Raw genomic sequence first — 22,816 nt, 5'->3', positions numbered from 1 at the left:
CGGAAAGCCCCGAGAATCTTCGCGCTGTTCGTTCTCTCGTCGAGAAACATTCAGGGGGCTGGGGCGAACGATAGTGCCGACGCCGAAGCCTAGAGTCTTCCTTCTTTGGACCGACGATTCTTCTCGATGCACGCTCGCCTCTCCACTCTGCTCTTCGCTCTTCTCCTGTGCAGCCCCTCCCTGGCCCTCGGCCAGTCGCCGAGCCAGTGGCAGCAGCATGTCGACTACGAGATGGACATTCGCCTGAATCCGGAGACGCATCAGGTCGACGGTCATCAGCGGCTGACCTACACCAACAATTCGCCGGATACCCTCCGCACGGTCTACTACCACCTCTACTTCAACGCCTTCCAGCCGCAGTCGATGATGGCGGAGCGGAACCGACACCTGCCCGATCCGGACGGCCGCACGGTGCCCCGCATCTTCAACCTGACCCCGGACGAGCAGGGACGGCACACGGTGGAGTCGCTGACGCAGGACGGCACGCCGGTTTCCTACGAGGTCAACGATACGGTTCTGCGGGTGGATCTCGCCGCCCCGATCCCGCCCGGCGCGTCCACCACGTTCGTCATGGACTACCGCTCCCAGGTGCCCCTCCAGACGCGCCGGAGCGGCCGCGACAGCCGCGGGGACGAGATCGACTATACCATGACGCAGTGGTACCCCAAGGTGGCGGAGTACGACGAGCGGGGCTGGCACGCCAACTACTACATCAACCGCGAATACTACGCGCCGTACGGCGAATTCGACGTTGAGATCACCCTTCCCGCCGAGTACACGCTCGGCGCGACGGGCGTCCTCCAGAATCCGGAGGAGGTCGGGCACGGCTATGACATCGAGGGCACCGGCACGTGGCGCCCGTCGGACGGCCGCCCGGACGCGGACACGCTCACGTGGCACTTCCGGGCCGAGGACGTCCACAACTTCGCCTGGGCGGCCGATCCGGACTACATCCACGACAAGGTCACGGCGGACGGCACCACGCACCACATTCTTTACAAACCCGAGGTGGCCGAGCAGTGGCGCCCACTGCGTGACAACATGCCCGACCTCACGGCATTCTTTAGCCAAGAGTATGGCGACTACGCGTACCCACAGATGACCGTCGCACAGGGGGGCGATGGCGGCATGGAGTACCCGATGTTTACGGCTGTCAGCAGCCACGACGGGCCCGCGTTTGAGGAAAAGAGCAGCTACCGGTCCATCCTCGGCACCACGGTCCACGAGTTTGCCCACATGTGGTACTACTCGGCCCTCGGCAGCAACGAGGCTGACTACGCCTGGATGGACGAGGGCTTTACCAGCTACGCGACCACGGAGGGCATGGCCCACCTCGCCGGACAGCCGGCCAACCACACCGGCGCCCGCCAGAGCGTCGTCACGATGCAGAAGCTGGGACTGGCCGAGCCGTTCAGCACCCCGGCCGACTGGTTCTCGACCAACACCGCGTACGGCATCACCTCGTACCCCGGCGGACAGATGATGGTGGACATGCTGGGCTACGTCATCGGCGACGCGCAGCGCGACCGGTGGCTGAAGCGCTACTTCCGGGAGCGCGAGGGGATGCACCCCGACCCGTTCGATCTGGAGCTGTTCGCCGAGCAGGAGAGCGGCCTGATGCTCGACTGGTATTTCCAGCAGGTGACCGAATCGACCCGGACGGTCGACGACGCAATCGCGGACCTCGATCAGCAGCGAACCGGCGAGGGCGTAGAGGTCGACCTTACCCTTGAGCGAGAGGGCTCCCTTCGCCTGCCGCAGGACGTGAAGCTCACCCTGGCCGACGGCTCCACACAGTGGCTCAACGTGCCCCTGGCGTCGATGCATGGGCACAAGCCGGTCCCCGACGACTGGATCGTGACCGAGCCGTGGCCCTGGGTCGCGCCGAAAAACACCGTGTCGGTAACGGTGGACAGCCGCGTGGAGAAGGCCGTGATTGACCCCAACGGCGAGACGCCGGACGTGAATCGCCTCAACAACTCCACGTCCCTGCCGCTCAACACGCGGTTCCTCCGTGCCCCGCAGTCGCGCTGGTCGCACTACGAAGTGGGCGTGCGCCCGCTGGCCGGCTACGCCTACGACTTCGGATTGGGGGGCGGCGTGCAGGTGCGCGGGCAGTACTTTCGGGGCGAGCGACAACTCCGCGGCACGGTCACCCTCTGGCCTGAGGTGCTGTTTTCCGGGGGGGACGACCCTGTGTTACAAGATCCAGACCTCCCCGCTCCTAACCCAAGGCTGCCCTCCGACAACGACGGAGGATCCTGGTTTGAGGGGATCGATTACGAATTCAGCTACGAACACCCAGTCCCGGCTTTCAGTCCTCGATCGACAGTAAGGCTTTCCGCTGCCAAGCGCCTCGGCGTGCTTGAAAATCAACTGGCCCTCCAACTCCCTCTATCCTCCCCCCTTGCCGACCGGTCGGAGCGGCTCCGACTCTCGGCAGTGCATCAACTGAATCCGAGCGACCGGGCCTTCGGGCTCTCACGAACTCCGTACGTCGAACTCCGGGACGCCCAGGGAAATGCACTTGGCACTCGGGATCAGATTCTCAATCCGTGGGGCCAATCGCACGCCGTCTCCGCCCGGCTCAACTACACAAGAGCGCGTGGGGGGGATCGGGTGTCGGCCGTTGCAGAGCTCGGGGGCACGCTCCGCTCGTTCGACAGCGACGTGCGTTCGGGCCCCTTCGACCAGGCCTCCCGCGTGTCGCTGACTGCCCAGAAGACGGCGGACTTAGGCGCTCTGACGGGCCAAGCAAACCTTCAGTTCGGCCTCGGGGCCGACGGTCTGCTCCCCCACAAGCGCTTCGTCCTGGGCGGACGATCGCTGGAGGCACAGTGGCGAAGCGACACGTATCGGCAGGCGAGTGCGGCCTTTGAGCAGCCCGTGTCGGACGGCCACCTCGTCGGCTTCGGGCCAGCGGGCCCGGTCGCGTATCTTCGGGCCACTAATGGCCGCCTCGGCCTCAGTGGCGAAAACATCACGGCCGGTCGGCTCTCACTCGGCGGCTCCCCGTTCCCGTCCGTGAACGCCCTCTCGCCGCTGCGCCTCTCTGCCTTCTCGGGGATCGGCACGACGTGGAATGAGGGCGCATTCCTCTCTGGATTTGCCGCGGACAACCTGAAGGCCGATGCCGGAATTGGGGCCCGCTACAGCATCTCCGAGATTCCCCACCTCGACCGGTGGACGGCCCAGTCGGATTTCCTGCAGGGGCTCGACGTGGTGGCCAAGTTCCCCCTCTGGGCCAGCGATCCGGGTTTCATTGAGGACAGCACCGACGAGTTCGACTTCCGCTGGCGGATTGGGGTGGAGCTGTAGGTGCTACTCGCCCCCGCCGTCCTGCTCCCGCATCTCGCGCTGCCGCATGGGCATGGCGTCGATGGTGTCGAAAAGGGAGCGCACGGGGAACGGCTCTGCGCCGCGGCACTTCTCGGTACCGTCTTTGCCCGCGAGGACGACCCGAAACGCCCCCCTGAGCACATCGAATCGCTCGCGCAGCCCCCGGGCCGCTGCCGCCATGAGGGGCTGCGGCTCGGCTCCAGGGGCCGCTCGCTGCGTGCCTTGGCTCTGGCCCACCACAGTCAGCACCAGAAGGTCGCGCTCCCGAAATCCCGGGTCGTGGCCCTCAGCGACGTCCTCCTGCTGGGCCAGCGCTTCATTGGTGTCGGACGGTGCAAACACGAACAGCAGTCGGTGCTCCCACCGATGATCCTCGAGGCGGAAGTCAATCGTGTCGGCGGGGGTGGTCACGACCACGGTAGGCAGCAACAAAAAGACGCAGGCAAGGATCAGCTGTCGCATCGAACGAAGGCGTTGTCGTTGGATGCGGGGACATCCTCCCCTGGTCTACGAGGTTCATCTCCGGCAGTGAGGCCGGGCGTGCGGCCCCGCCAGGCAGACCCCTGGGGTCCGAAATCAGTTCGAGGCGGTCCCTGACCGTTTGTCGACGGAGTCGTTGAAGCGGGCAGCAGCAAACAAGTCGAGGGCCTCCGGCGCGTCGTCTCCACACGTCATGTCCGCCAACAGGCGCCCCATCCGAAAGCCGTAGCCCATGCCGTGGCCCGTAAACCCGGTGGCGAAAACACCGTCCGGGTGCCCGGGGACCCGCCCCACGACGGGCCGGCCGTCCGGCGAAAAGCCCATGGTTCCACTCCAGCGGTGTTCAACGGCGAGCGACTGGCTCCACGGAAAGTGAGTATGCAGGTACCGTTCGATGGTCGCCTGCACCGCCGGGGTCGTGGCATCGGTGCTCGTCTCCTCGGCCTCGCGGTGCGAGTGGCGCCCGCCCCCAACAAGCAAACGCCGGTCGTCTCGTTGCCGCACGTAAAACCCGCCGCGGTGCGAGTACACCGGCACCGGGATGCGCACCGAATTGGCCGGGGTCGTCGCCAGCATCTGCGCCCGCACCGATCGGACATAGGGGGACGCTTCGGGGACGAGCGCCGGCAACGCCGGCCCGAGGGCGAACACCACACGGGGCGCCCGGAAGTGCCGATCGGGCGTCTCCAGAACCGCTCCTGTGCCGCGCCAGCGCACGTGGTCGACCGGGTGCTGCGTGTGCACGTCGGCGCCACTCTCCGCGGCCACATGCTGGACGAGGTGGAGTGGATTGACAGCGGCCCCTGTGGTTACGAACAGGCCGCCGTGAAACCCCGCGGCCCCGATTCGGGCATTGGTCTCCTCCGCGTCAAGGTGAACGGCCGGCGCCCCGGCCGTACGGAGGGGCGGGAGGCTGGCCCGCAGCCGTTTGTCTTCCGTTTCGGTCCCGGCCGCCACGAGACTGCCGTCGGCCCGCCACGAAAACGCGGTTCTGTGCAGCTCCGCTGCGAGAAGGTCCCGGTTTTTCCGTGTGAACTGCCACAGTCGGCGGGCCGTTTGTTCTCCGTACTGTTCCATGTCCGTGCGGTAGTCGGCGTGTGTCCCCTGCAACACGAACCCAGCATTTCGTCCGCTCGCCTCCGCCCCCAACGTCCGGGCCTCCAGCAGGGCAACGTCGAGCGACGGGGCCCGCTGCCCCAGCCAGTAGGCCGTGGAGCACCCGACGATGCCTCCCCCGACCACGACAACATCGTAGGCCGTTTCCTGCTCTTGGTGGGCCTGTTGCCAGATGGAGACCGTCATGCAATCGGTTCGGGCTGCTGCCGAGAAAGACGTTGCGACATTGAGTTGGCGCCTACCGGGTGGGTTGGTACGGAGACAACACCCACTCGATTTAGACGGCGATGGATTGCGATGGGCTCTCGTCTATTCGTCCCTCTGCACATCCACGAGAATTCGTCCCTGCACCTCCCCGGCAAGAAGGGATCGACTGGCCGCCGGGATGTCGTCGAGCGCAATCGTGCGGGCGTGGATGCGGTCAAAGTGTGCGTCGGAAAGCAGATCTGTGAGCCGGTTCCAGGCCGTCCGACGACGGTCGTTGGGACACGTATTCGAATCAATCCCCAGGAGGTTGACCCCCCGGAGGATAAACGGGAGGACCGTTGTCCGCAGTTCGTGCCCCCCCGCATTTCCGAACGACGCCACACTGCCATGCCGCTTCAACTGAGCGATGAGGGTCGCGAGCGTGTCCCCGCCCACCGCGTCGATCGCCCCCGCCCACTCCCCCGACTCCACGGGACGGCTCGGGCCCTCCTCGAACGCACGACGGTGCACAATTCGGGTCGCCCCGAGCGAGCGGAGGTAGGCGTGCGCCCCCTCACTTCCCGTAGAAGCGACGACCTCGTGCCCAAGGGCCCCCAGCAGCGCAACGGCAATGCTGCCCGCCCCGCCCGACGCCCCCGTTACGAGCACCTCTCCCCCCCCTGGGGATACGCCGTGCTCCTCAAGCGCCATGACCGAGAGCATCGCGGTGAAGCCGGCCGTGCCGGCAATCATGGCCTGGGGCGGGGACAGCCCATCGGGAAGCGGGACGAGCTTGCGCCCCGATACCCTGGCTTCCTGACTGTATCCCCCCCAGTCCACCTCGCCCAACTGCCACCCGGTTCCAATGACGCAATCCCCTTCTTCGAATTCATCGTGGGCCGTGTCGAGAACACGCCCGACGAGGTCGATGCCCGGCACGATGGGATAGTCTCCACGGATCACCTGCCCGCTGCCCGTCACCGCCAGCCCGTCCTTGTAATTCAGGCTTGAGTACAGGACTTCGAGGTGCACCTCCTCGGATTCAGCCTCCGGAAGGTCATCGGGATGGAGCCGCCGGACCTGGGCCTGAACTTCTCCCGGTGTGTCGTCGAGCACGAGGGCCGAAAACATAAGAACAAAATACGTGGTCAGATGAGAGATCGACGCCCCTCATGCCACACCGAACGCTCTGATTTGGTCCCGCCGCCCCCCGAACCTGTTCCGAGTGGGGGCTCACGGCGCCCACGACCAGCCGCGACGGGCGGCAAATCGACGGTTGGGTTCCACGGACGCCTCCCCAGAGCCCCCACCTTCACGCGAGTATTGAGCTCCTTGATGTTTGCCTCCCCTATTCGACGCAAGACCGAAGCAAATTCTACGTCTTCCACAGAACCAATTCATCGACCAGAAGGAATCAATTTTCTTTTTGTTCGTATGAATATACAGTGTACGCTTTCGTGTAGTCGCCGCGCCCGCCATGGACACGACCACGGACGTTGGGGGCATTGCTTATCCGATCCGGTGTATGCTTGGGCTGGTGGCCAGCCTCTCCCTCTTGATTGCCCTGGTTCACCTTCCGCTCCAGCATCCCGCTTCGCAGGTTGGATGGACGACCAACGCATCCGCCGACCGAATTGTGCTTGGTGACGTGGCCTCGGAGACCTCTTCCGACACGGACATAGAGGAGTCTCTTGAGCATCCTCCCCCACCCACCGGCACCGCTCCATCCACCAGCGCGACGCCGGGCGCTCAATCTAGCCCGAAGACCTCCCCGGACGACGATAATGCCGGACCCGACACGTCGGCCCCGAAAGCGGATCGGAGAGAGGCACGGTATGCGACCACGCTCGGCGCTACGGATCGTCCCCCACAGATCGTCGGGGGGAAGGGCAGCTTGTATCTCAACATCACGTACCCGAAGAAGGCCCGGACACAGGGCATTGAGGGGCGATTGGAACTCGAGTTTCTCGTTGAGCCCAGTGGGAGTGTGACGGACATTGAGGTGGCAAAGTCCCTCCATCCGCTGTGCGACTCTGCCGCTGTGGACGGAGTTCGATCGGTTGAATTCATTCCGGCGAAGGTCGACGGGGACCCCGTTCCGATTCGACTGCGTCTTCCCGTTCGTTTTAGAATTTCCGCCCCCACCACTACGGCCCAGACCTCTTCGACCTCCCCTTAATCCATGCGATCCCTCGAAACGTTTGTTCTACGAAAAAGTAACGACAATCCTCCCTGCTCGAAAGCGCTTCCGGACCTACCCCTCTACAACTTTCCCGTGTACCATGGCCGACTCGACCGCTGCTCCTCGCCCCGACGTTGAAACCCCCGAGGATTTTCTCCCGATCAATGGCACCGACCACATTGAGTTCTACGTCGGCAACGCCAAACAGGCGGCTCACTACTATGCGCATCTGTTCGGGTTTCAGATTCAGGGCTACCTGGGCCCCGAGACAGGGCACGAGGACCGGGTCAGCTACCTGCTGACTCAGAACGACATTCGGTTCGTCATGACGTCCCCCCTCGGGCCGGACTCGCACATCAGCGAGCACGTCCGCCGGCACGGGGACGGCGTGAAAAACATCGCACTCGGGGTCGACGACGCGGCCTCCTCATTCGAAGAAACGACGAAGCGGGGGGCCCCACCCGTCCAGGAGCCTACGGTCCACGAGAGCGAACACGGGCGTGTCATTACCGCCACGATTGCCACGTACGGGGACACGGTGCATACTTTCGTCGAGCGGTCGGACTACGACGGCCTCTTCCTCCCTGGCTTCGAACGTTGGGAGAACGCGTTCTGGACTTCGCCGGCCCCGGCGGGATTGCAGTACGTAGACCACTGCGTGGGCAACGTCCACGAGGGAGATATGGACACGTACGTGGACTACTACGCCGAGACGATGGGCTTTTACAACATGCTCCACTTCACCGACCAAGACATCTCGACCGAGTACTCGGCCCTGATGTCAAAGGTGATGGCCAACGGAGACGAAAAGATCAAATTTCCAATCAACGAACCCGCGGAGGGCAAAAAGAAGAGCCAGATCGAAGAGTACCTCGAGTTCTATCGGGGGGCCGGCGTGCAGCACATTGCCCTCGCGGCCGACGACATCATCGCGTCCGTGCACGAGCTTCGTCGCCGCGGCGTTGAGTTTCTGCACGTCCCAGATACGTACTACGACCGGGAGGTGCTCACCGAGCGCGTGGGGGCCATCGACGAGTCCATCGACGACCTCGAAGAACTCGGCATCCTCGTGGACCGCGACCCGGACGGCTACCTGCTCCAGATCTTTACCAAGCCGGTCCAGGACCGTCCCACCGTGTTCTTCGAGATTATTCAGCGGGAGGGGGCCCGTTCGTTCGGGGCCGGCAACTTCAAGGCCTTGTTCAAGGCGATGGAGCGGGAGCAGGAGCGTCGGGGCAATCTGTAGTTTCGTCAGGGGCTCCTGGCCCCAGAATTCTTTGCCTGCCTTCCTCACGTTCATGGTCGTGCAGGCTGGCCCATCTCCCATCAGGGGGGCCCGATCGAAGACCATTCGGGGCAAATTTTTCGGAGGGACCGTTAGCGGCGCGAGACCGCAGCTCTTTAAATTTTCTCAGCACCCGTTTGCGTTCTGAGCAGCTGAGGTCTACGTTGTGCAAGTGCCGATTTAAGCCTCCTCCGGCGCCGCTTCTCTGTCGCCGCTAACGCACGGTCCTCTTCTCACCCTATGGTCCCGTCCGCCTCCGATGCCTGGCGCACTGCGCTTCGCGATCTCCGCGAAACGCTTCCGGAGCGGACGGTTCAGAACTGGCTGGACCCGATCCAGCCGCTCGACCTGGCCACGGATGAAGGTTCTCCCACCTTGACCTTGCAGGTCCCCACGCCGTTTGGGATTCAGTACCTCCGCAGTCGGTTTCAGCGCTCCATCCGACAGGCGGTGAGCGAGGCCGTTGGGGAGCCGACGGACGTGGCCTATCAGGTGGTTCCGAAGGAGGAGCGTCCCGACGAGATCTCCACCGGGGCCGACTCTTCTGCACCTTCTGATGACGATCCGAACGCGCGTTCGTCCCTGGAGGACCGGCCCTCCTCCGCACCACCCGACGATCAAAGCACCCGGCCTTCTCCCCCTCCGTCGGAGCCGGTCTCGACCTCTGAGCCCGCGGGAAGAGAATCGGCCAATCCGTCCGCGTCTCCGGACGCCCCAACGTCGGGCACGACTTCGTCCCCTCCCGACTCGGCCACGTCCCGCTCGTCGTCTTCAAACATCACAGGCGCCTCGGAGGGCTCCGCCACGGAGGCCCCGTCCGCCCCTCCGCCTCAGGCCGACGCAGGGTCTCCAGACGAGCGGTCGGCCCTTTACGAGCAGGCGAAGCAGCACCTTCGTCCCGAGTACACGTTCGACGAGTTTGTGGAGGGCGATGGGAACCGCCTTGCCCGGAGCGCCGCCTTCGCCGTCGCCCAGGAGCCCGGCAGTACCAACTACAACCCGCTCTTGGTGTACGGCGGTGTGGGCCTCGGCAAAACACACCTGGCCCAGGCCGTCGCCAATTACGCCCTGGAGCACAATACCGCCAAGCGGGTGCTCTACGTGTCCAGCGACCGCTTCACGAGCCAATTCGTGCAGTCGGTCCGCGAGAATCGAATCGCCGCGTTTTCGAGCTACTACCGGCAGGCCGACCTGCTCATCGTCGACGACGTTCAATTCTTCGGCGAGAAGGAAAAGACCCAGGAGGAGTTCTTTCACATCTTCAACGATCTTCACCAGAACGGCAAGCAGATCTTTCTCTGTGCCGACCGTCCCCCCGCAGAAATTCCGGGCATTGAGGAGCGGCTGCTGTCCCGCTTCCAGTGGGGCCTGAGTGCCGACATCCAGCGCCCCGACCTTGAGACCCGGATTGCCATCCTCCAGCGGAAGGCTGCCCGACAAGACATCGCCGTGTCCCCCGACGTGCTGGAGCTGATCGCCCAGCGCATCGACTCGAACGTGCGTCAACTGGAAGGGGCCCTTACCCGCCTCACGGCCCTCGTTCAGCTCGACGATCAGAAGCTCGACCTCGATACGGCCCGTCGCTTCCTGCGCGAGCACACCGACGAGGGCGCGGACTCGTTGAACGCAGATGACATTCTCGAGCAAGTAGCCGAGCACTTTCGTCTCGAGAAGGGCGATCTGCTCTCCCGATCCCGCAAGCAGACCGTGGCGCAGGCCCGTCAGATTGCCATGTATCTTTGCCGCGAACTGACCGACGAGTCGTACGACCACATCGGCTCCCGCTTCGGCGGACGCGATCACTCCACCGTGATCCACGCCTACCGAAAGATTGAAGAGGCCCTGGAATCCGATCCCGAGTTGCAGGACGACATTTCGGCGTTGCAGTCCAGCCTTCAGAATCGGTCGCTGTCTTCGAGTCTCTAACGGCGTCGTGTTCTCCCGGCCATGTCTACGCTTGACACTCAGTCCATTCACGCCGGCGAGCCGACCCCGCGAATTGAGGGGGCGGTGTCAATGCCGGTCTTCCAGACGGCCACGTACACCCACCCCGATCCGGACGCCCCGCCCCGATACGTCCGGTACAACAACTCGCCGAACCACGAGGCCCTTCACGGCAAGCTTGCGGCCCTCACCCAGACGGAGAAGGCCCTCGTAACAGCAAGCGGGATGGCCGCCATTTCGTCTGCTCTCTTGAGTGTGCTGGAGGCAGGCGATCACCTCGTTGCCCCGCACAGTCTCTACGGTGGCACGCTCGCTCTTTTTAGCGACCTGCTTCCCCAATTCGGGATCACCCACACACTCGTCTCCACGGACTCCCCCGATGCGTGGAGGGCGGCCGTGCAGCCAAACACGAAGGTGCTCTACGGAGAATCCATCACCAATCCCTGTCTTGGGATTCCGGACTTGAGGGGAATGGTCGACCTCGCGGAGAAGCACGAGCTCACGACGATTCTCGACAACACGTTCGCCTCTCCGGTAAACCTTCGTCCGGCTTCTTTGGGCTTCGATGTGGTCGTCCACTCGGCCACCAAATACCTTGGGGGGCACTCGGACTTGGCCGCGGGCGTGGTGGCTGGGTCGTCGGAGCACCTGCAGGACGTGCGTCAGACAACGAAGTTGCTTGGGGGAATGCTCGATCCCCATGCCTGTGCTCTTCTGCACCGGAGTCTCAAGACACTGGGGGTGCGAGTACGCAAGCAAAATGCGACGGCCCAGGCCCTCGCGTCGGCGTTGGCGGATCACAACGGCGTCGGGCAGGTGCACCATCCCAGTCTTGCCTCTCACACCAATCACGGTCGGGCCCAGGCCCTGCTTGATGGCTATGGGGGCATGGTCAGCCTCGTGCTTGCCCCACAGGCTGATGTCAACCAGTTCTTCGACACGCTCTCTCTTCCCCTTCGTGCCCCGAGCCTCGGCGGCGTCGAAACGCTCGTGACTCAGCCCATACACACGTCCCACAAGGACGTAGACCCGGCGGATCGGCGGGCCATGGGCATCACTGAGCAGTTTGTGCGGGTGTCCGTGGGGCTTGAAGGCACCGACGACCTCGTGGCGGACTTCGTCGCGGCCCTCGATGCCAGTCTGAGCGGGTAGATTATCCTTCCGTCACTTTCCCGATCTCTCGTGCCACGAGGCGTCACGGGCGTGCTTTCGCTGTTCTCACACCCGGGCTCAGCGGCGCCGCACTCAGTCAGTCCGGCGATGTTCTGCCCATGGCTCGGTCGACATCCTGAGCGAGAAGGCCCCGATGATCCCTCTCATCCGATTGTCGACGCTCCCGACGGGCTCATTTTCCAATGAGACACGGCCCACGGTGGGCGATGACGAACTGCACCAGGATGCGTGTCCAGGTTGACTTCGTGGACCGACACGCGTGTCTCGCCCTCCCTAGTTCTCCGACCGAGGATGTCTTTTGGACGACCCACGACGTGTCGATGGTTTAGAAAGTGCAATAACGGAATAAACACCCCTTGTCACCGAGAGTGTAGCGCGACCATCGGGCAGAAAGGCTTAGCACCTGCGTGCCTCCCAGTAAGGCGTTTTCCCCAATGTTGAGAACTACGCTCCCCGCCATTACTTCTGGCTCTGCGACTTTGGGGGCGTCCGGGAACCGTAGCGACTACAAGAGGCGGGGGACAACTGATGAGGATCATTTGCGCCGCCTGGTGAGGGCCTCCCAAGCCATCGGGATCACCCACTTGACCAACGCACTGGACCAACGCACTGGACCAACGAGAGCCTCGTGCTCGACGCCGAACGGCACTCTCAAGGCGTGGAGCAGACGGTGTGCATGACCAAGTGCAATTCGCCCATGTTCCTAAATGCAGACGCAGGACTCCCCTGGTGATGGATTTGAGCGACGGATGAGCAGTCGCGGCAGAGAGCTGTTGGACGAGGCGTTTCGGCGCGAGGGGCGCCTCACCACGCCAAATGCAGGAATTGCCCCAGGGACCAGGGCAACGAAGCGTCTACGAGGGCAGTGGAAGGAAGCCCCCACGCTCATGCCAGTGGGGGCGTCCCTCCCTGCAAGGCCCTGTCTCGAATTCAGTCATCCGGACTCCGGAATGACCTGGATGTCCAGAGTTGCTTCAACCCCGTGGCCCAGATCGATGGAGGCCGTGTAGGCCCCGACGAATCGGATGTCTTCGTCGAGTTCGATGTCGCGGCGGTCGATGTCAAAGCCTCGGTTGGAGAGCTCCACCGCAATCTGCTGAGTCGTGACGGTCCCAAAGATGCGGTTGTCCTCGCCCACTTTCGCGGTAAAGACCACCTGCATGTCTTCGAGCTCGTCCTTGAGCTCTTCGACCTGCTCCTGCTTAGCGGCCTCTTTCCGGGCCTGTTGCTGCTGCTCGTCGCGCAACTGGCGAATGGCCCCGTCGGTGGCGACCCGGGCGAGCCCTTGTGGAATCAAATAGTTTCGGCCGTATCCGTCGGCGACGTCGTGGACCTCTCCTTTTTCGCCAAGGTGGTCCACATCGTTGAGGAGAATAATCTGCATGATGCAATCGGGTCAAGTCGGTCGGAAATGGTGGAGACAGTTCGTCCGGGTCAGTTACCGAACCGACTCGGACACGTACGGCATGAGGGAGAGGTGTCGGGCACGCTTGACCGCCTTCGTGATCTGGCGCTGCACACGAGCGGGCACTCCCGTCACGCGGCGTGGCAAAATCTTGCCCTGGTTGTTGATGAACTGCTCCAGGAACTCGGTGTCCTTGTAGTCCACGTATTCGAGGTGCTCGTAGTCGACGTCGTTTTGATCAGCCATGGGTCATCGAAAGCTCAAATTCGAGAAACTCGGGAAGGCAAGGGGGAGAAGACGTTACTCGTCGGACTCGTCTGCCGCTTCTTCTTCGGCGGCCTCCTGCGCGCGGCGCTTCTTGCGCTGCTCGTAGTGACGCTGCATCTTCGCGTCCATGCGCAGGGTGAGGTAGCGTAGCACGTCGTCGTTGATGTCCAGCTCCCGTTCGAGGCGCGAAATGAGCTCGCCCGGAGCCTGGAAATACATGTTCACGTAGTAGCCGCTACGCTTGCGGTCGATCTCATAGGCGAGGCGTTGGTTGCCCCACTCATCGACCTCGAGTACGTCTCCGTCGTTGCTCTCGATGAGGTGGTTCACCTTGCGGACAATGTCGTCCACCTGGTTTTGCTTGACGACCCCACTGATGACGTACGTAAGCTCGTACTGATACTTTTGTGCCATGTCGTGTGCTTGGGTCCCTTTGGGATGGAGTTAAAACATGCCCCTCGTAGAACACCCCATGAGCTTCGGTGTGCAGAGGAGCAGGGAAAATCGCAGTATGTATGTACGACCGCATCCCGAGGAGGTCGCACAGACGCCTTGAAAACAGGGTGAGGATTCCGCACGGGCCTCGACGAGGCGTGCACGCGGCCTCGACGCGGCGGCTGCCTACAGGTTTGCCAGCTTCTCTGCGTGTTCTTCGGCGCGAAGGGCACCAATGATGGGGTCGATTCCTCCTTCGATGATGGGCTGAAGGGAGTGGTTCTTCTGGTCCCCCTCCAGTCGATGATCGGTCACGCGGTCCTGGGGAAAGTTGTAGGTCCGGATCTTGGCCGACCGATCCCCACTGCCCACCATGGACCGGCGCGCCTCTTCCCGCTCGGCCCGCTGTTCCTCCCGCTTCTTTTCGTAGACCCGGGAGCGCAGGACCCGCATGGCCTTTGCGCGGTTCTTGTGCTGGCTCTTTTCGTCCTGACACGATACCTCCACGCCCGACGGTGCATGTTTGATGCGCACCGCCGAGTCGGTCGTGTTCACGGACTGCCCGCCGGGCCCGGTGGCCTTGAACGTCTCGATGGTAAGGTTGCTCGGGTTGATGTCCACGTCCACCTCTTCGGCCTCCGGCAATACCGCCACCGTAGCCGCGGACGTGTGAATGCGGCCACTCGACTCGGTCTCGGGCACACGCTGCACCCGGTGCACCCCCGCCTCATATTTGAGCGTTCCGTACACGTCCTCGCCCTTGACGGCAAAAATGACCTCCCGAAATCCCCCTTGGGTGCCCGGCGACGCGTCGATGAGCTCGTAGGCCCAGCCCTGCTGCTTCGCATACTGCGTGTAGAGCCGGAACAGGTCCCCGGCGAAGAGGGACGCCTCGTCCCCCCCAGCCCCGGCGCGGATCTCCACAATGGCATTCTTTTCTTCCTCCGGGTCCTTCGGAATGAGCTTTTGCTTCAGGTCCTCCTCCACCGCTGGCAGCTTCTCTTCGAGTTGTTCGAGCTCCTCTTTGGCCAGGGCTTCCATGTCTCCGCTCTCGTCCCGGATCATTTCTTCGAGCTCGCCCCGCTCGTCCAGAAGCCGCTCGTACCGGTCGATCGCCTCCACGACCTCTTCGAGCCGACTGTGCTCCTGCCCCAGCTCGCGCATCCGGTCCGGATCGTTCGCCACCTCCGGGTCTGCCATGAGGCTCTCGACCTCTTTAAAACGATGCTTGACCTTGTCGAGCTTCTCGCGTTCGATCATGGAGGAGAGAAATTTGACTGGGCTATTCCGGTGACCCGTACGGAGGCACAGGCGTCGAGTTCGTCCGACGCAGTCCCCAGCGGCGCATCGTCCTCATCGACGGAGGCATCAAGAATGCCCCGGTGTACACCGCAGCAGTGGTTCATTCTGCCTGTTCTCACCCCGATCGCCGGTGCACATCTACTCCGGTGGCTGTGTCCGGAGAGTGTTTTTGTGGTCTCTTTTCCGCGATGCCGTATTGCCAATCCGAGATCGCGGGTGCAAACTCTGTGTCTGCGGGCCGGCTTTGTTGGGTGGAAACACGAGGTGTGGGCGGACAACAAAGCTTACAACTCACACCAACGATTCCAGCCGATCCAGAGGGGTGCCTACCTCTCAAAGTTCACAACTGAGAATACGGCATCCGGTTCGGACGCCAGATCCGCCAGACAATAAAGTCTACAACTGAGGCCTTGGGGAGGGGGGCTTTTCACCAGATCTGCAGGAATCGGTCTTCGGGGCTCACTAAGCGTTCAATTCTTTCTCGGCCTCAAGCAAAAGGACTCCTGGGGACTCCTCCATTCCTTCTGCGAGACGCCAGATGGTTTGGAGTGTGGGATTACGCTTCCCACACTCGATGCCGCTGATATATTCCTGCGTCAACCCGCATCGTTCCCCCAGCTTCTGCTGAGAAAGGTCACGGGCACGTCGGTGCCGACGGAGGACCGTTCCAAAGGCCTCTATCGGCTGCCCCGAACCATCAATGTGTTTTTGGGACATGGGCATGCCCCAATATCTCCTACACCTCCGGTCAGGGTCTACGAACTATGAGTTATACTTTTGCCGCTTATTGCGTATCTTGGTGGTCTACTCCCACCAACCCGCACGCACCGAGTGTTATGATCAATCTCATATTTCTGACCGAAAACGTTAACCTACGCAAACTCTGCAAGCGATACTACGCTGTCGACGACCAAGGCCACTTTCTAGAATCGGTCTTCGACATCGCGTCCGACTATCGACTCACGTGGAAACAGATTCTTTCAGTCGTGCGGGCTTCCTGCGTTGCGCTTTCGACAGTTCATGAATGCGAAGTTTGCGGAGAGCCGAAGGAGTTCACCGCGCGGAAAGAAGTGCGCAAATCCCGGTCAATAGACACCTATACCTGCGAGTGGCACCAAAACCCTCAATCCCAGGAGGAAAATTATTCCTCAAATATATCGTCCTCAAACTCCGGAGATTCTATCCCTAACGACCCTCCTCTTCAAAAAGAGGTTCAGCTACTCGCGGACTCTCTGTCTAGCGTCTCCGAAAAACCCACAAGGCTTTCCAGAGAGCTGTAACCGATAGCTGATGCTACTGATCAGAAGGTTGAGCACCTCATGATTCTGAATGTCCTCCTACCCGTTCCGCGAGTTCTAATGCAACTGGCAGTTGTCGCGCTGTTAGTTTGCCCAGAAGATCATTAAAGGCCGAAAAGGCCTCCTCTTGCGAGCGAAGGCGATCCTCAGCTTCTTGCCAAGCATGGACGAGAAGACTGGCGATGCGATCGTCGGTATCGTCTTCCCAAAACCATTCGTCTTCGCTTTCGTCTACATCCGCAATCCAAATGATACCGTTCAATATGATCGGTTTCGCAGCAGGCATTTTAAGAAAAGCCGCAAGCTTTCGGGCATTGCGTGGGAGACGGAGGTGCGACTCAGACCAAGATTGAAGGAATGGTTTCAGAGTTCGTACAAATGAGCGGAGATCGGAAGACCAGACATCTGCACTTAGATGTTGAAAACCGAATAGTGCACGCCAAACCTCTCCTCGGCTGAATCTTACGCGGTCCATTTTGAAAGACCAGCGAGGATGGTCAAGGGCGTACAAGATCATGTCACGCCACGTCTCAACGACGTCCGTCTGATCTGTCTGGGCTAAGCCGTAATTAGTCCAATCCCTTAGAAACCACGAAACTCGGTTTGAGGCAGTTGGACCAAGATTCAGAATTGGTTCCCAAAACTCTTTTGCTTGTGATGAGGAATCAGCCTTTAGAACTAGGAGAGCAGCACTTTCCATCACGAGTCGATCCCATGCAGGGGTGGCATCTCCGATATCCTTAGGTGACTCGTCTTCTGGAAGTGTAAGGGGACGTACGGTGTCTTGTATTGCGTAAAGCCAATCCTCAGTCCAGTCTCGTTCGTCTGGAGCTATATTGCGTGGGTCGATTGGTAAACCAGAATAGGCTGCGGTAAGTAGGCCATCGTCAAGGTTGAGGACCGGATAGTCTCTTCCAGAGTGACTAGATTTCTGCTCCCGCGACTCGACAGGCAGAAGCAAATCTCGAATGCGAGGGAGATCTGGCTCCAACTCTTGATCAATGAACTCTTGTTTGAGAGTCTCCATCTCTGCCGACAGCTCCTCCCGACGCATTTTCACCTCCGCTTGAGTTTCCTCGTCGATCTGGCCGGTAATGGAGGAACCACGAGCCTTCCTTTCGACCTGGCGCATCTTTTCTATCCATCGAGCACGTCTCTGGATTACCCGAATGAGCCGAACAAAATCTTCTCCAAGTTGCCCCCGAAGGGACTTGGCTGAAGTGACCATTTTCTTGACTATCTGCGAATGACCCTGAACTAAGAAACGGGCAACGACATTCCGCACCCTTGAATCAGACGGATTTCTACTCCAAAGCACTGGTAGAGTCCCCGCTATGAAAGATTGGTACTCCATTTCAGTGGGCCCTCCATATAGACGGTCCTCTAACTCGACACTCTCGCCAGTGGAGAGGATAGTGCTTTTTGCCCACTCCTCTCGTTCTGGATAATCCTCAAGCCACTCTTCCCCCCTGCATATCATGACAGCAGCAACGCCACATTGACTATCTTCGAGACTGATTATGGGGTCGTGTTCGTTCGGGAGTTGCTTCTCCTCTAATTCTTGGAGTCGCGTCCAGAGGTCATCTAATGTCTCGCCATCAGTGGCCTCCTCTCCATCAAGCAAGGACCTACATTCCATTGGAATCGAAATTGCCCGAGCTTCGACCTCACTCTCTTCTCTTGATTCCTTAGCTCGTTCCTCCAGATGTTGAGGCGGTTCGTACATGTATCCTTCGTTCCCTTCGTCGTCAGTCACTCGACTATAGTTGTCCCAATCAAACTGAGCCGCTAGGCCTTCAGAAGCACTCCAGTCCTCATCACTGTTCTCCCATCTCTCACGCACCTCTTCGAGCATCGTCCGAACATCCGTATCTGAAATAAACAAGTATCGGGCGATAGCAAGAAGACTGAAGTTCCGATGCTCGTGCTGATGCCACTCTTCGAATTCCTGCTGTAGGTGTTCGGAAAGACTCAATCGCGAAATCTGCCAGGCTGATTGAGTGGGAGTGCTGTAGTTTACAAGCAAGCTTGGATTAGTCAGAAGAGGAAGTAGCAAGTTACGAAATAACTCCGGCTTTTTTCGACCAATCGAGATAAGTAAGCCCAGAACTGGAACTGATCTTGACTCGCTCAGAATTTTCTCGATGAGAGGAGTGGGATCTTCACCGGCCTCGATCCGCTCGTAAAGGTACTTTTCTAGTGCCATCAAAGCACACTGGACGACAGTGCTACCCATTCCCATTCCACGATTCCATCTTGCGATCTGTGTGCTTCCCAGACACTCTTGCACTTCTCCTTCCGTTAAAATCGGAAGCCGTGGCGTAGAAATTTCTTTCTGAGATTCTCCAAACTGCTCTGCCATGTCCCGAGTGCGCCACTCAACGTGCCTTTCCGTAGCGTGACCAACGAGACGCAGAATTGTATCTACAGCACTTCTCTCAGATAAGTATAGAAACGATCGAAAGGGACCATGGTGATAGAAGGCTGGGTGCCAGTTATTGGGATTTTTCAGTTTGTGAGCTGTTACAGGGGAGGTGCTACCTGATAGCGGAGATTGCTTCTCTGGCTCTTTAATCAAGAGAGCGAGTAGAAGCTCTTGGGCGTACTTTGGATGAGTCTGGATGAATGAGTGAAGGGCGTCTGTCTCTAAAACCACATCCTGCAGGGCTCCATCTGGTCGGAATGCGGGACCGTCCGGCCAAGGTGGAAGACGAGGTCCGCGAGCCCCAACGAGTGTGGCCGGGAAGCTGGATACCTGTTCACGTCGTTGTTCAAGTTCTTCCTCTGAAGGGGGATCAGGACGAAATCTCTGTGCTCGTCGACCTGCTGCTTCAAGGAGAATTTGACAGACCTTATCGGGTTGCTCTTTACCCGACGCCAGAACAGCTCGATAAATTGATTTCCCCATCTCGCTGCTTTGGTATAGGATTTTCTTTTTCTCTTTATCCTGGAGTAGTTTCTCTCCCAGGATGACTGCAATCTCAGCGGCTTCGTCACGAAGCGGAAAGTCTTCAGGAGTGTACTGCAACCACTTCCCAATTGCTTGAGCAACAGAACCTTGAGCCCCGTCTGGAATCTCAAAACGGTGTTCATGTAACAGTGCGAGTATGCGAATCCAATAGGGCGCGTATGGTATCCGGTTGGTTACAGCAGCAAAGATCTCTAGGTCTTCTTCCGACTCAACAACGGCGGATATCAATCTTGGATCAGGGATAGTAGCTGAGAACAGCAGCTGTTTTATAAGACGATCCAATAGCTCTCCGTCATTCTCAGTCAAAAGTGTCCAGAGCTCATCAAGTGAGCTATCGGGCTTCGTTACGAACGCCACTGACTCCAGGAGTAAATCCTGGGCGATTGCACTTCCTCCGTCTTGTATTTCTTCGCCTACACTATCGAAAACAGCCTTCCAGCGTCCAGTATCATCGTTCTGTTCGAGAAGAGAGAGTCCCAGGAGCCGGAGCGGCCGATACCACATTGGTCCTATACGCCCATCGAGGAAGGAAGCCAGATTTCCTCCCTCAACTCTGCTGGACAGAGCTTTAAATCGTGCCCAATCCCCGTAGAGGTCATGTTCGAACGCAATATTTTTACCTCTTCTTACAACGATGCTGTCGGATTCCAAATCTTCGAGAGCGGACAGGTGGGTGCCTGATAACTCTTCTGAGAGAGTCGCTTCTGCAATTGATGATTTGAGTCTGTCAGCCTGCAGGATGGCCAACTGAATGGCCGTAGCAGATCGAACGTATCCCCCTTCCGGATTCGTAATTTCCTTCTTCCAGAACCAATGCACGAGATCAGACTCTCCAACCTGCGATAAATCAACCTCGATCTGTGAACGACGGGTGAGCCAATCGAGAATTTTCGGTCGAAGCAATACTGGAGTAAGATGGCGTCGGGATCGCAGGGGACGAAGTGATGGGAATGTCTCCCAAACAGAATCGAGTTCTTCTAGGCTGGGTTTTTGAATCGGCACGCGTTCCACAGATCGGACTGGTACTTCGAACTCCAGTAGTCTTTCTAAGACTCGCTTCCAGTCCTCGGGCTGGCAAGTAATTAAAACCCTCCATGGGGAGCTTGGATCAGAGGGGGCAGTCATGGAGATCAGTTGCGCGGCCCGCGCAAATCCACCGTCACCATACAACTGGTCAAGTCCGTCCAGAACTAGCAGACCATTACGGTTAGGATTTGCTCGAATCAATTCTCCGAGGGAGTGTGACAAGTCAAGTCTTGACTCCCATTCAATAATGCCAGCAGTTTGGAGGTGCTCAGAATTGAACCAGAGTACCCGCCCGTCTTCCAGGGTGGCCTCGGCTTCCGCTCGGGCGATTACGGTCTTTCCTGTTCCTGAGGCACCTACAAGTCCAAGTATTGATGTCTCTTCAAAGCCTTCTGCTATGGCGTCTCGTTCTTCTTTACGTGGAAGCTTTACCTCCCCAATCGCCTCCGAACCAATCGTATGTGGGATTTGGTCGAGCGCTTCGGCTGTAAAGCGATCCAGTTTCTTCCAGTCAGCTTGATGGTCAGGGAAATCTGTTAAGTGGAACGAGGGCCGTACTCTCCCGACAAGTTCCTCACGGTCAATTACACCAGCGGCCGCACGAAGATCATTCCCAATGCTGCAGAGTGCGCTCCAAAGGTCCGTACCGTCCTCAGGTGATCCACTTTCGATAGCGTCTTGGCTCAGTTGCTTTCCTTCTTTGCGACGGTTAGAAGGTTCTGCCTCGAAGTCGAATGGCATCCAAACGATTCGAGCAAGAAGACGCCCGATGTCGCTTTCAGTAATGTCGTACTCGTCTGCCAAATCGGGTGGACAAGAAGCACTTTCGAATAGTGTACGCAGTCGATCATTCGCACGTCCCTCAAGATCAAGCTCCATAGCCAGTTGCTGGGGAGATTGCTCGCGAGATCGCCGGAGCAGATCGTATACGTCCTCCCTGTAGTCTGCATCGAGGGGGGATGTAATAAGACCAAGGAAATCGTCATGCGGATTAAACGCCGAGGAACTGTGCCTAAGAAATTGCTTCCAGGCTTTCTGAATAAAGTCGGAAGGAAACCCCTGACTGTTAAATTGCTGATTACTTTTGATCGAGAAGGCTACATGGTAAGCCCTACCCCGAGACTTCAGCTTCAAAAGTAGATCGTCAAGGTGCCATATTTCGGCTGGTTTCTGAGCTTCAACTCGCTCAATAAGACCAGGAAGGTGCTCTACCGGAGAGCGACCCGCTAATAGATGAATGAGAAAGTACGCAACAACCTCATTCTCAAAGATGTATCCGCCCCCTCCCGATTGTTTAGGAGTTGCATTTTTACTCACCATATGAAAATGTTTTGTTAAACTATTGATATGTGCTTTTAATGTCACAAAATGCTCGCTTATATGTTAAACTTTTTACAATTAAAACGAGACTACTTGTAGTACTTATTATTGAGGTAAGCTATCAATCTGGAAGCTCCCCAGTAATTCCTCGAACAGGGGCTTCTTCACCTCCCACGTCCGTTCCGGACTCACAAAACTGATCCTGCCCGTATACCGAGGCGTTGCCAGATAGAGGATCTGCGTCTTCTCCGGTTCTGAAACCACAGGACTATTCCCGGTCATCGTGTAGACGATGCCCTGTCCCTCCCCAACCTCGACGGTTGAGGAGTCCACCATGGTAAACCCTTTGTTCGCATCGAGTAACCCCCGGATTGAGACGGGAGCCCACTTCTGTACTTGGACATTCGTGCGCCGCCCTTCAGGCATCATCCACAGATTGAGTCGCACGCCCTCGGAGAGGTATCCATCAAGCTCTGCCTTCTCAGCAGATTCTGGGTTCATCATAAACTGGACGTGATACCGTCCCTCCTCCGTCCAGTCGGCCCGGTAACGTTTCCTCCATCCTTCGGGCTGACCAATCTGGAAAACCCCATTCGGACTCTCATACAATTCGGTAATCTCTGCCGGCGTCTGCTCTTCATTCGAAGAAGGGTCGGGGCCAAATTGCTTGATCGGAGTGAGCGTTACCCACGCCAACTGTACCTGATCATCCGTAGACAACGGAATTCGCTCTCCCGGTTTCTTCTGTGTGAGCTGTTCGTATCGAGTGGATGCCGTCCCTGCAAAGTCGTGCTGACTCACATCCTCATCAACGACCCGGAAGGACAGCTCCGTATTTGGGTTGATCACAATGGATCGCCCCGACTCGAACGTGACGCTGGTACGGTTGTCCCGCCCACCCACTGTCGCTACAAACTCTCCATTTCGGTACAGTTGAACCATGGGGTCGGGAGATGGAGGAAGCGGATCCCAATCTTCTCCATTCGCTTTGTGATTCGCAAGTTCAAATTCAACCCGTTCAATTCGATACTTTCCGGGTGAGGTGCGCCCGAAAAGTTGGACTGGTGGGTCGACTAACTGACGTTGG

15 protein-coding genes are annotated in these 22,816 nt (G+C 59.3%); 5 read left to right on the top strand and 10 right to left on the bottom strand.

The features are described 5' to 3' along the window. Window positions 1–126: 126 nt before the first annotated feature. Complete coding sequence (locus B7R93_RS12130; RefSeq protein WP_103021029.1) at window positions 127–3,318, top strand: M1 family metallopeptidase; 3,192 nt, start codon at window positions 127–129, stop codon at window positions 3,316–3,318. Between the two features lie 3 nt (window positions 3,319–3,321). On the opposite strand, the gene B7R93_RS12125 is transcribed toward B7R93_RS12130, so the two are convergent. The 3 genes from B7R93_RS12125 to B7R93_RS12115 form a co-directional block, all read right to left on the bottom strand. Continuing rightward, complete coding sequence (locus B7R93_RS12125; RefSeq protein ID WP_103021028.1) at window positions 3,322–3,801, bottom strand: DUF4174 domain-containing protein; 480 nt, start codon at window positions 3,799–3,801, stop codon at window positions 3,322–3,324. 114 nt (window positions 3,802–3,915) lie between these two features. Beyond that, window positions 3,916–5,121, bottom strand: coding sequence for an NAD(P)/FAD-dependent oxidoreductase (locus tag B7R93_RS12120; protein WP_103021027.1), 1,206 nt, complete (start codon window positions 5,119–5,121; stop codon window positions 3,916–3,918). Between the two features lie 123 nt (window positions 5,122–5,244). Continuing rightward, window positions 5,245–6,252 (bottom strand): MDR family oxidoreductase, encoded by a 1,008-nt coding sequence (locus tag B7R93_RS12115; protein ID WP_103021026.1) that lies wholly within the window; start codon window positions 6,250–6,252, stop codon window positions 5,245–5,247. A gap of 346 nt (window positions 6,253–6,598) precedes the next feature. On the opposite strand from B7R93_RS12115, the gene B7R93_RS12110 reads away from it, so the two are divergent. The 4 genes from B7R93_RS12110 to B7R93_RS12095 all read left to right on the top strand — a co-directional run bounded on the left by B7R93_RS12110 (window position 6,599) and on the right by B7R93_RS12095 (window position 11,684). Beyond that, a complete protein-coding gene (locus B7R93_RS12110) occupies window positions 6,599–7,300 on the top strand; it encodes an energy transducer TonB (RefSeq protein ID WP_103021025.1) in 702 nt (233 codons plus the stop codon). A gap of 103 nt (window positions 7,301–7,403) precedes the next feature. Then, window positions 7,404–8,549, top strand: coding sequence for a 4-hydroxyphenylpyruvate dioxygenase (hppD, locus tag B7R93_RS12105; RefSeq protein WP_103021024.1), 1,146 nt, complete (start codon window positions 7,404–7,406; stop codon window positions 8,547–8,549). 279 nt (window positions 8,550–8,828) lie between these two features. Continuing rightward, a complete protein-coding gene (dnaA, locus tag B7R93_RS12100) occupies window positions 8,829–10,514 on the top strand; it encodes a chromosomal replication initiator protein DnaA (protein ID WP_103021023.1) in 1,686 nt (561 codons plus the stop codon). Window positions 10,515–10,535: 21 nt separating this feature from the next. Then, the gene (locus tag B7R93_RS12095) at window positions 10,536–11,684 is read left to right on the top strand and encodes a trans-sulfuration enzyme family protein (protein WP_103021022.1); all 1,149 of its coding nucleotides are present in this window, start codon (window positions 10,536–10,538) and stop codon (window positions 11,682–11,684) included. A 955-nt stretch (window positions 11,685–12,639) separates the two neighbouring features. Here B7R93_RS12095 and rplI read toward each other — a convergent pair. From rplI to B7R93_RS12045, 7 genes are all read right to left on the bottom strand, one after another. Then, a complete protein-coding gene (gene rplI / locus B7R93_RS12090) occupies window positions 12,640–13,089 on the bottom strand; it encodes a 50S ribosomal protein L9 (RefSeq protein ID WP_103021021.1) in 450 nt (149 codons plus the stop codon). 54 nt (window positions 13,090–13,143) lie between these two features. Continuing rightward, window positions 13,144–13,356 (bottom strand): 30S ribosomal protein S18, encoded by a 213-nt coding sequence (rpsR, locus tag B7R93_RS12085; protein ID WP_103021020.1) that lies wholly within the window; start codon window positions 13,354–13,356, stop codon window positions 13,144–13,146. Between the two features lie 54 nt (window positions 13,357–13,410). After that, window positions 13,411–13,791, bottom strand: a complete 381-nt coding sequence (gene rpsF / locus B7R93_RS12080; protein ID WP_103021019.1) for a 30S ribosomal protein S6 — start codon at window positions 13,789–13,791, stop codon at window positions 13,411–13,413. A 207-nt stretch (window positions 13,792–13,998) separates the two neighbouring features. Next, window positions 13,999–15,072 carry a peptide chain release factor 1 gene (gene prfA, locus B7R93_RS12075; RefSeq protein WP_103021018.1) on the bottom strand — a complete coding sequence of 358 codons (1,074 nt, stop codon included), beginning with the start codon at window positions 15,070–15,072 and terminating at the stop codon, window positions 13,999–14,001. A 504-nt stretch (window positions 15,073–15,576) separates the two neighbouring features. Beyond that, window positions 15,577–15,831: a helix-turn-helix domain-containing protein gene (locus B7R93_RS16365; protein WP_103021539.1), complete on the bottom strand. Its 255-nt coding sequence runs from the start codon at window positions 15,829–15,831 to the stop codon at window positions 15,577–15,579. A gap of 600 nt (window positions 15,832–16,431) precedes the next feature. Then, window positions 16,432–21,288: an ATP-binding protein gene (locus B7R93_RS15365; RefSeq protein WP_232798387.1), complete on the bottom strand. Its 4,857-nt coding sequence runs from the start codon at window positions 21,286–21,288 to the stop codon at window positions 16,432–16,434. Between the two features lie 546 nt (window positions 21,289–21,834). Beyond that, on the bottom strand, window positions 21,835–22,816 hold a 982-nt coding region (locus tag B7R93_RS12045), incomplete at its 5' end, for a hypothetical protein (protein WP_232798385.1).

The sequence above is a fragment of the Salinibacter altiplanensis genome, from assembly GCF_002894645.1.
Taxonomy (GTDB): domain Bacteria; phylum Bacteroidota; class Rhodothermia; order Rhodothermales; family Salinibacteraceae; genus Salinibacter; species Salinibacter altiplanensis.
Note: the sequence above shows the minus strand (reverse complement) of the source record. Positions and strands in the feature narration are given on the sequence as shown.

Bases quoted from the DNA above. Each gene is read 5' to 3' on its own strand.
- hppD (WP_103021024.1), top strand. From the start codon at position 7,404: ATGGCCGACTCGACCGCTGCTCCTCGCCCCGACGTTGAAACCCCCGAG.
- B7R93_RS12125 (WP_103021028.1), bottom strand. From the start codon at position 3,801: ATGCGACAGCTGATCCTTGCCTGCGTCTTTTTGTTGCTGCCTACCGTG.
- B7R93_RS16365 (WP_103021539.1), bottom strand. From the start codon at position 15,831: ATGTCCCAAAAACACATTGATGGTTCGGGGCAGCCGATAGAGGCCTTT.
- rpsR (WP_103021020.1), bottom strand. From the start codon at position 13,356: ATGGCTGATCAAAACGACGTCGACTACGAGCACCTCGAATACGTGGAC.
- B7R93_RS12115 (WP_103021026.1), bottom strand. From the start codon at position 6,252: ATGTTTTCGGCCCTCGTGCTCGACGACACACCGGGAGAAGTTCAGGCC.
- B7R93_RS12120 (WP_103021027.1), bottom strand. From the start codon at position 5,121: ATGACGGTCTCCATCTGGCAACAGGCCCACCAAGAGCAGGAAACGGCC.
- rpsF (WP_103021019.1), bottom strand. From the start codon at position 13,791: ATGGCACAAAAGTATCAGTACGAGCTTACGTACGTCATCAGTGGGGTC.
- rplI (WP_103021021.1), bottom strand. From the start codon at position 13,089: ATGCAGATTATTCTCCTCAACGATGTGGACCACCTTGGCGAAAAAGGA.
- B7R93_RS15365 (WP_232798387.1), bottom strand. From the start codon at position 21,288: ATGGAGCTTGATCTTGAGGGACGTGCGAATGATCGACTGCGTACACTA.
- prfA (WP_103021018.1), bottom strand. From the start codon at position 15,072: ATGATCGAACGCGAGAAGCTCGACAAGGTCAAGCATCGTTTTAAAGAG.
- B7R93_RS12110 (WP_103021025.1), top strand. From the start codon at position 6,599: ATGGACACGACCACGGACGTTGGGGGCATTGCTTATCCGATCCGGTGT.
- B7R93_RS12095 (WP_103021022.1), top strand. From the start codon at position 10,536: ATGTCTACGCTTGACACTCAGTCCATTCACGCCGGCGAGCCGACCCCG.
- dnaA (WP_103021023.1), top strand. From the start codon at position 8,829: ATGGTCCCGTCCGCCTCCGATGCCTGGCGCACTGCGCTTCGCGATCTC.
- B7R93_RS12130 (WP_103021029.1), top strand. From the start codon at position 127: ATGCACGCTCGCCTCTCCACTCTGCTCTTCGCTCTTCTCCTGTGCAGC.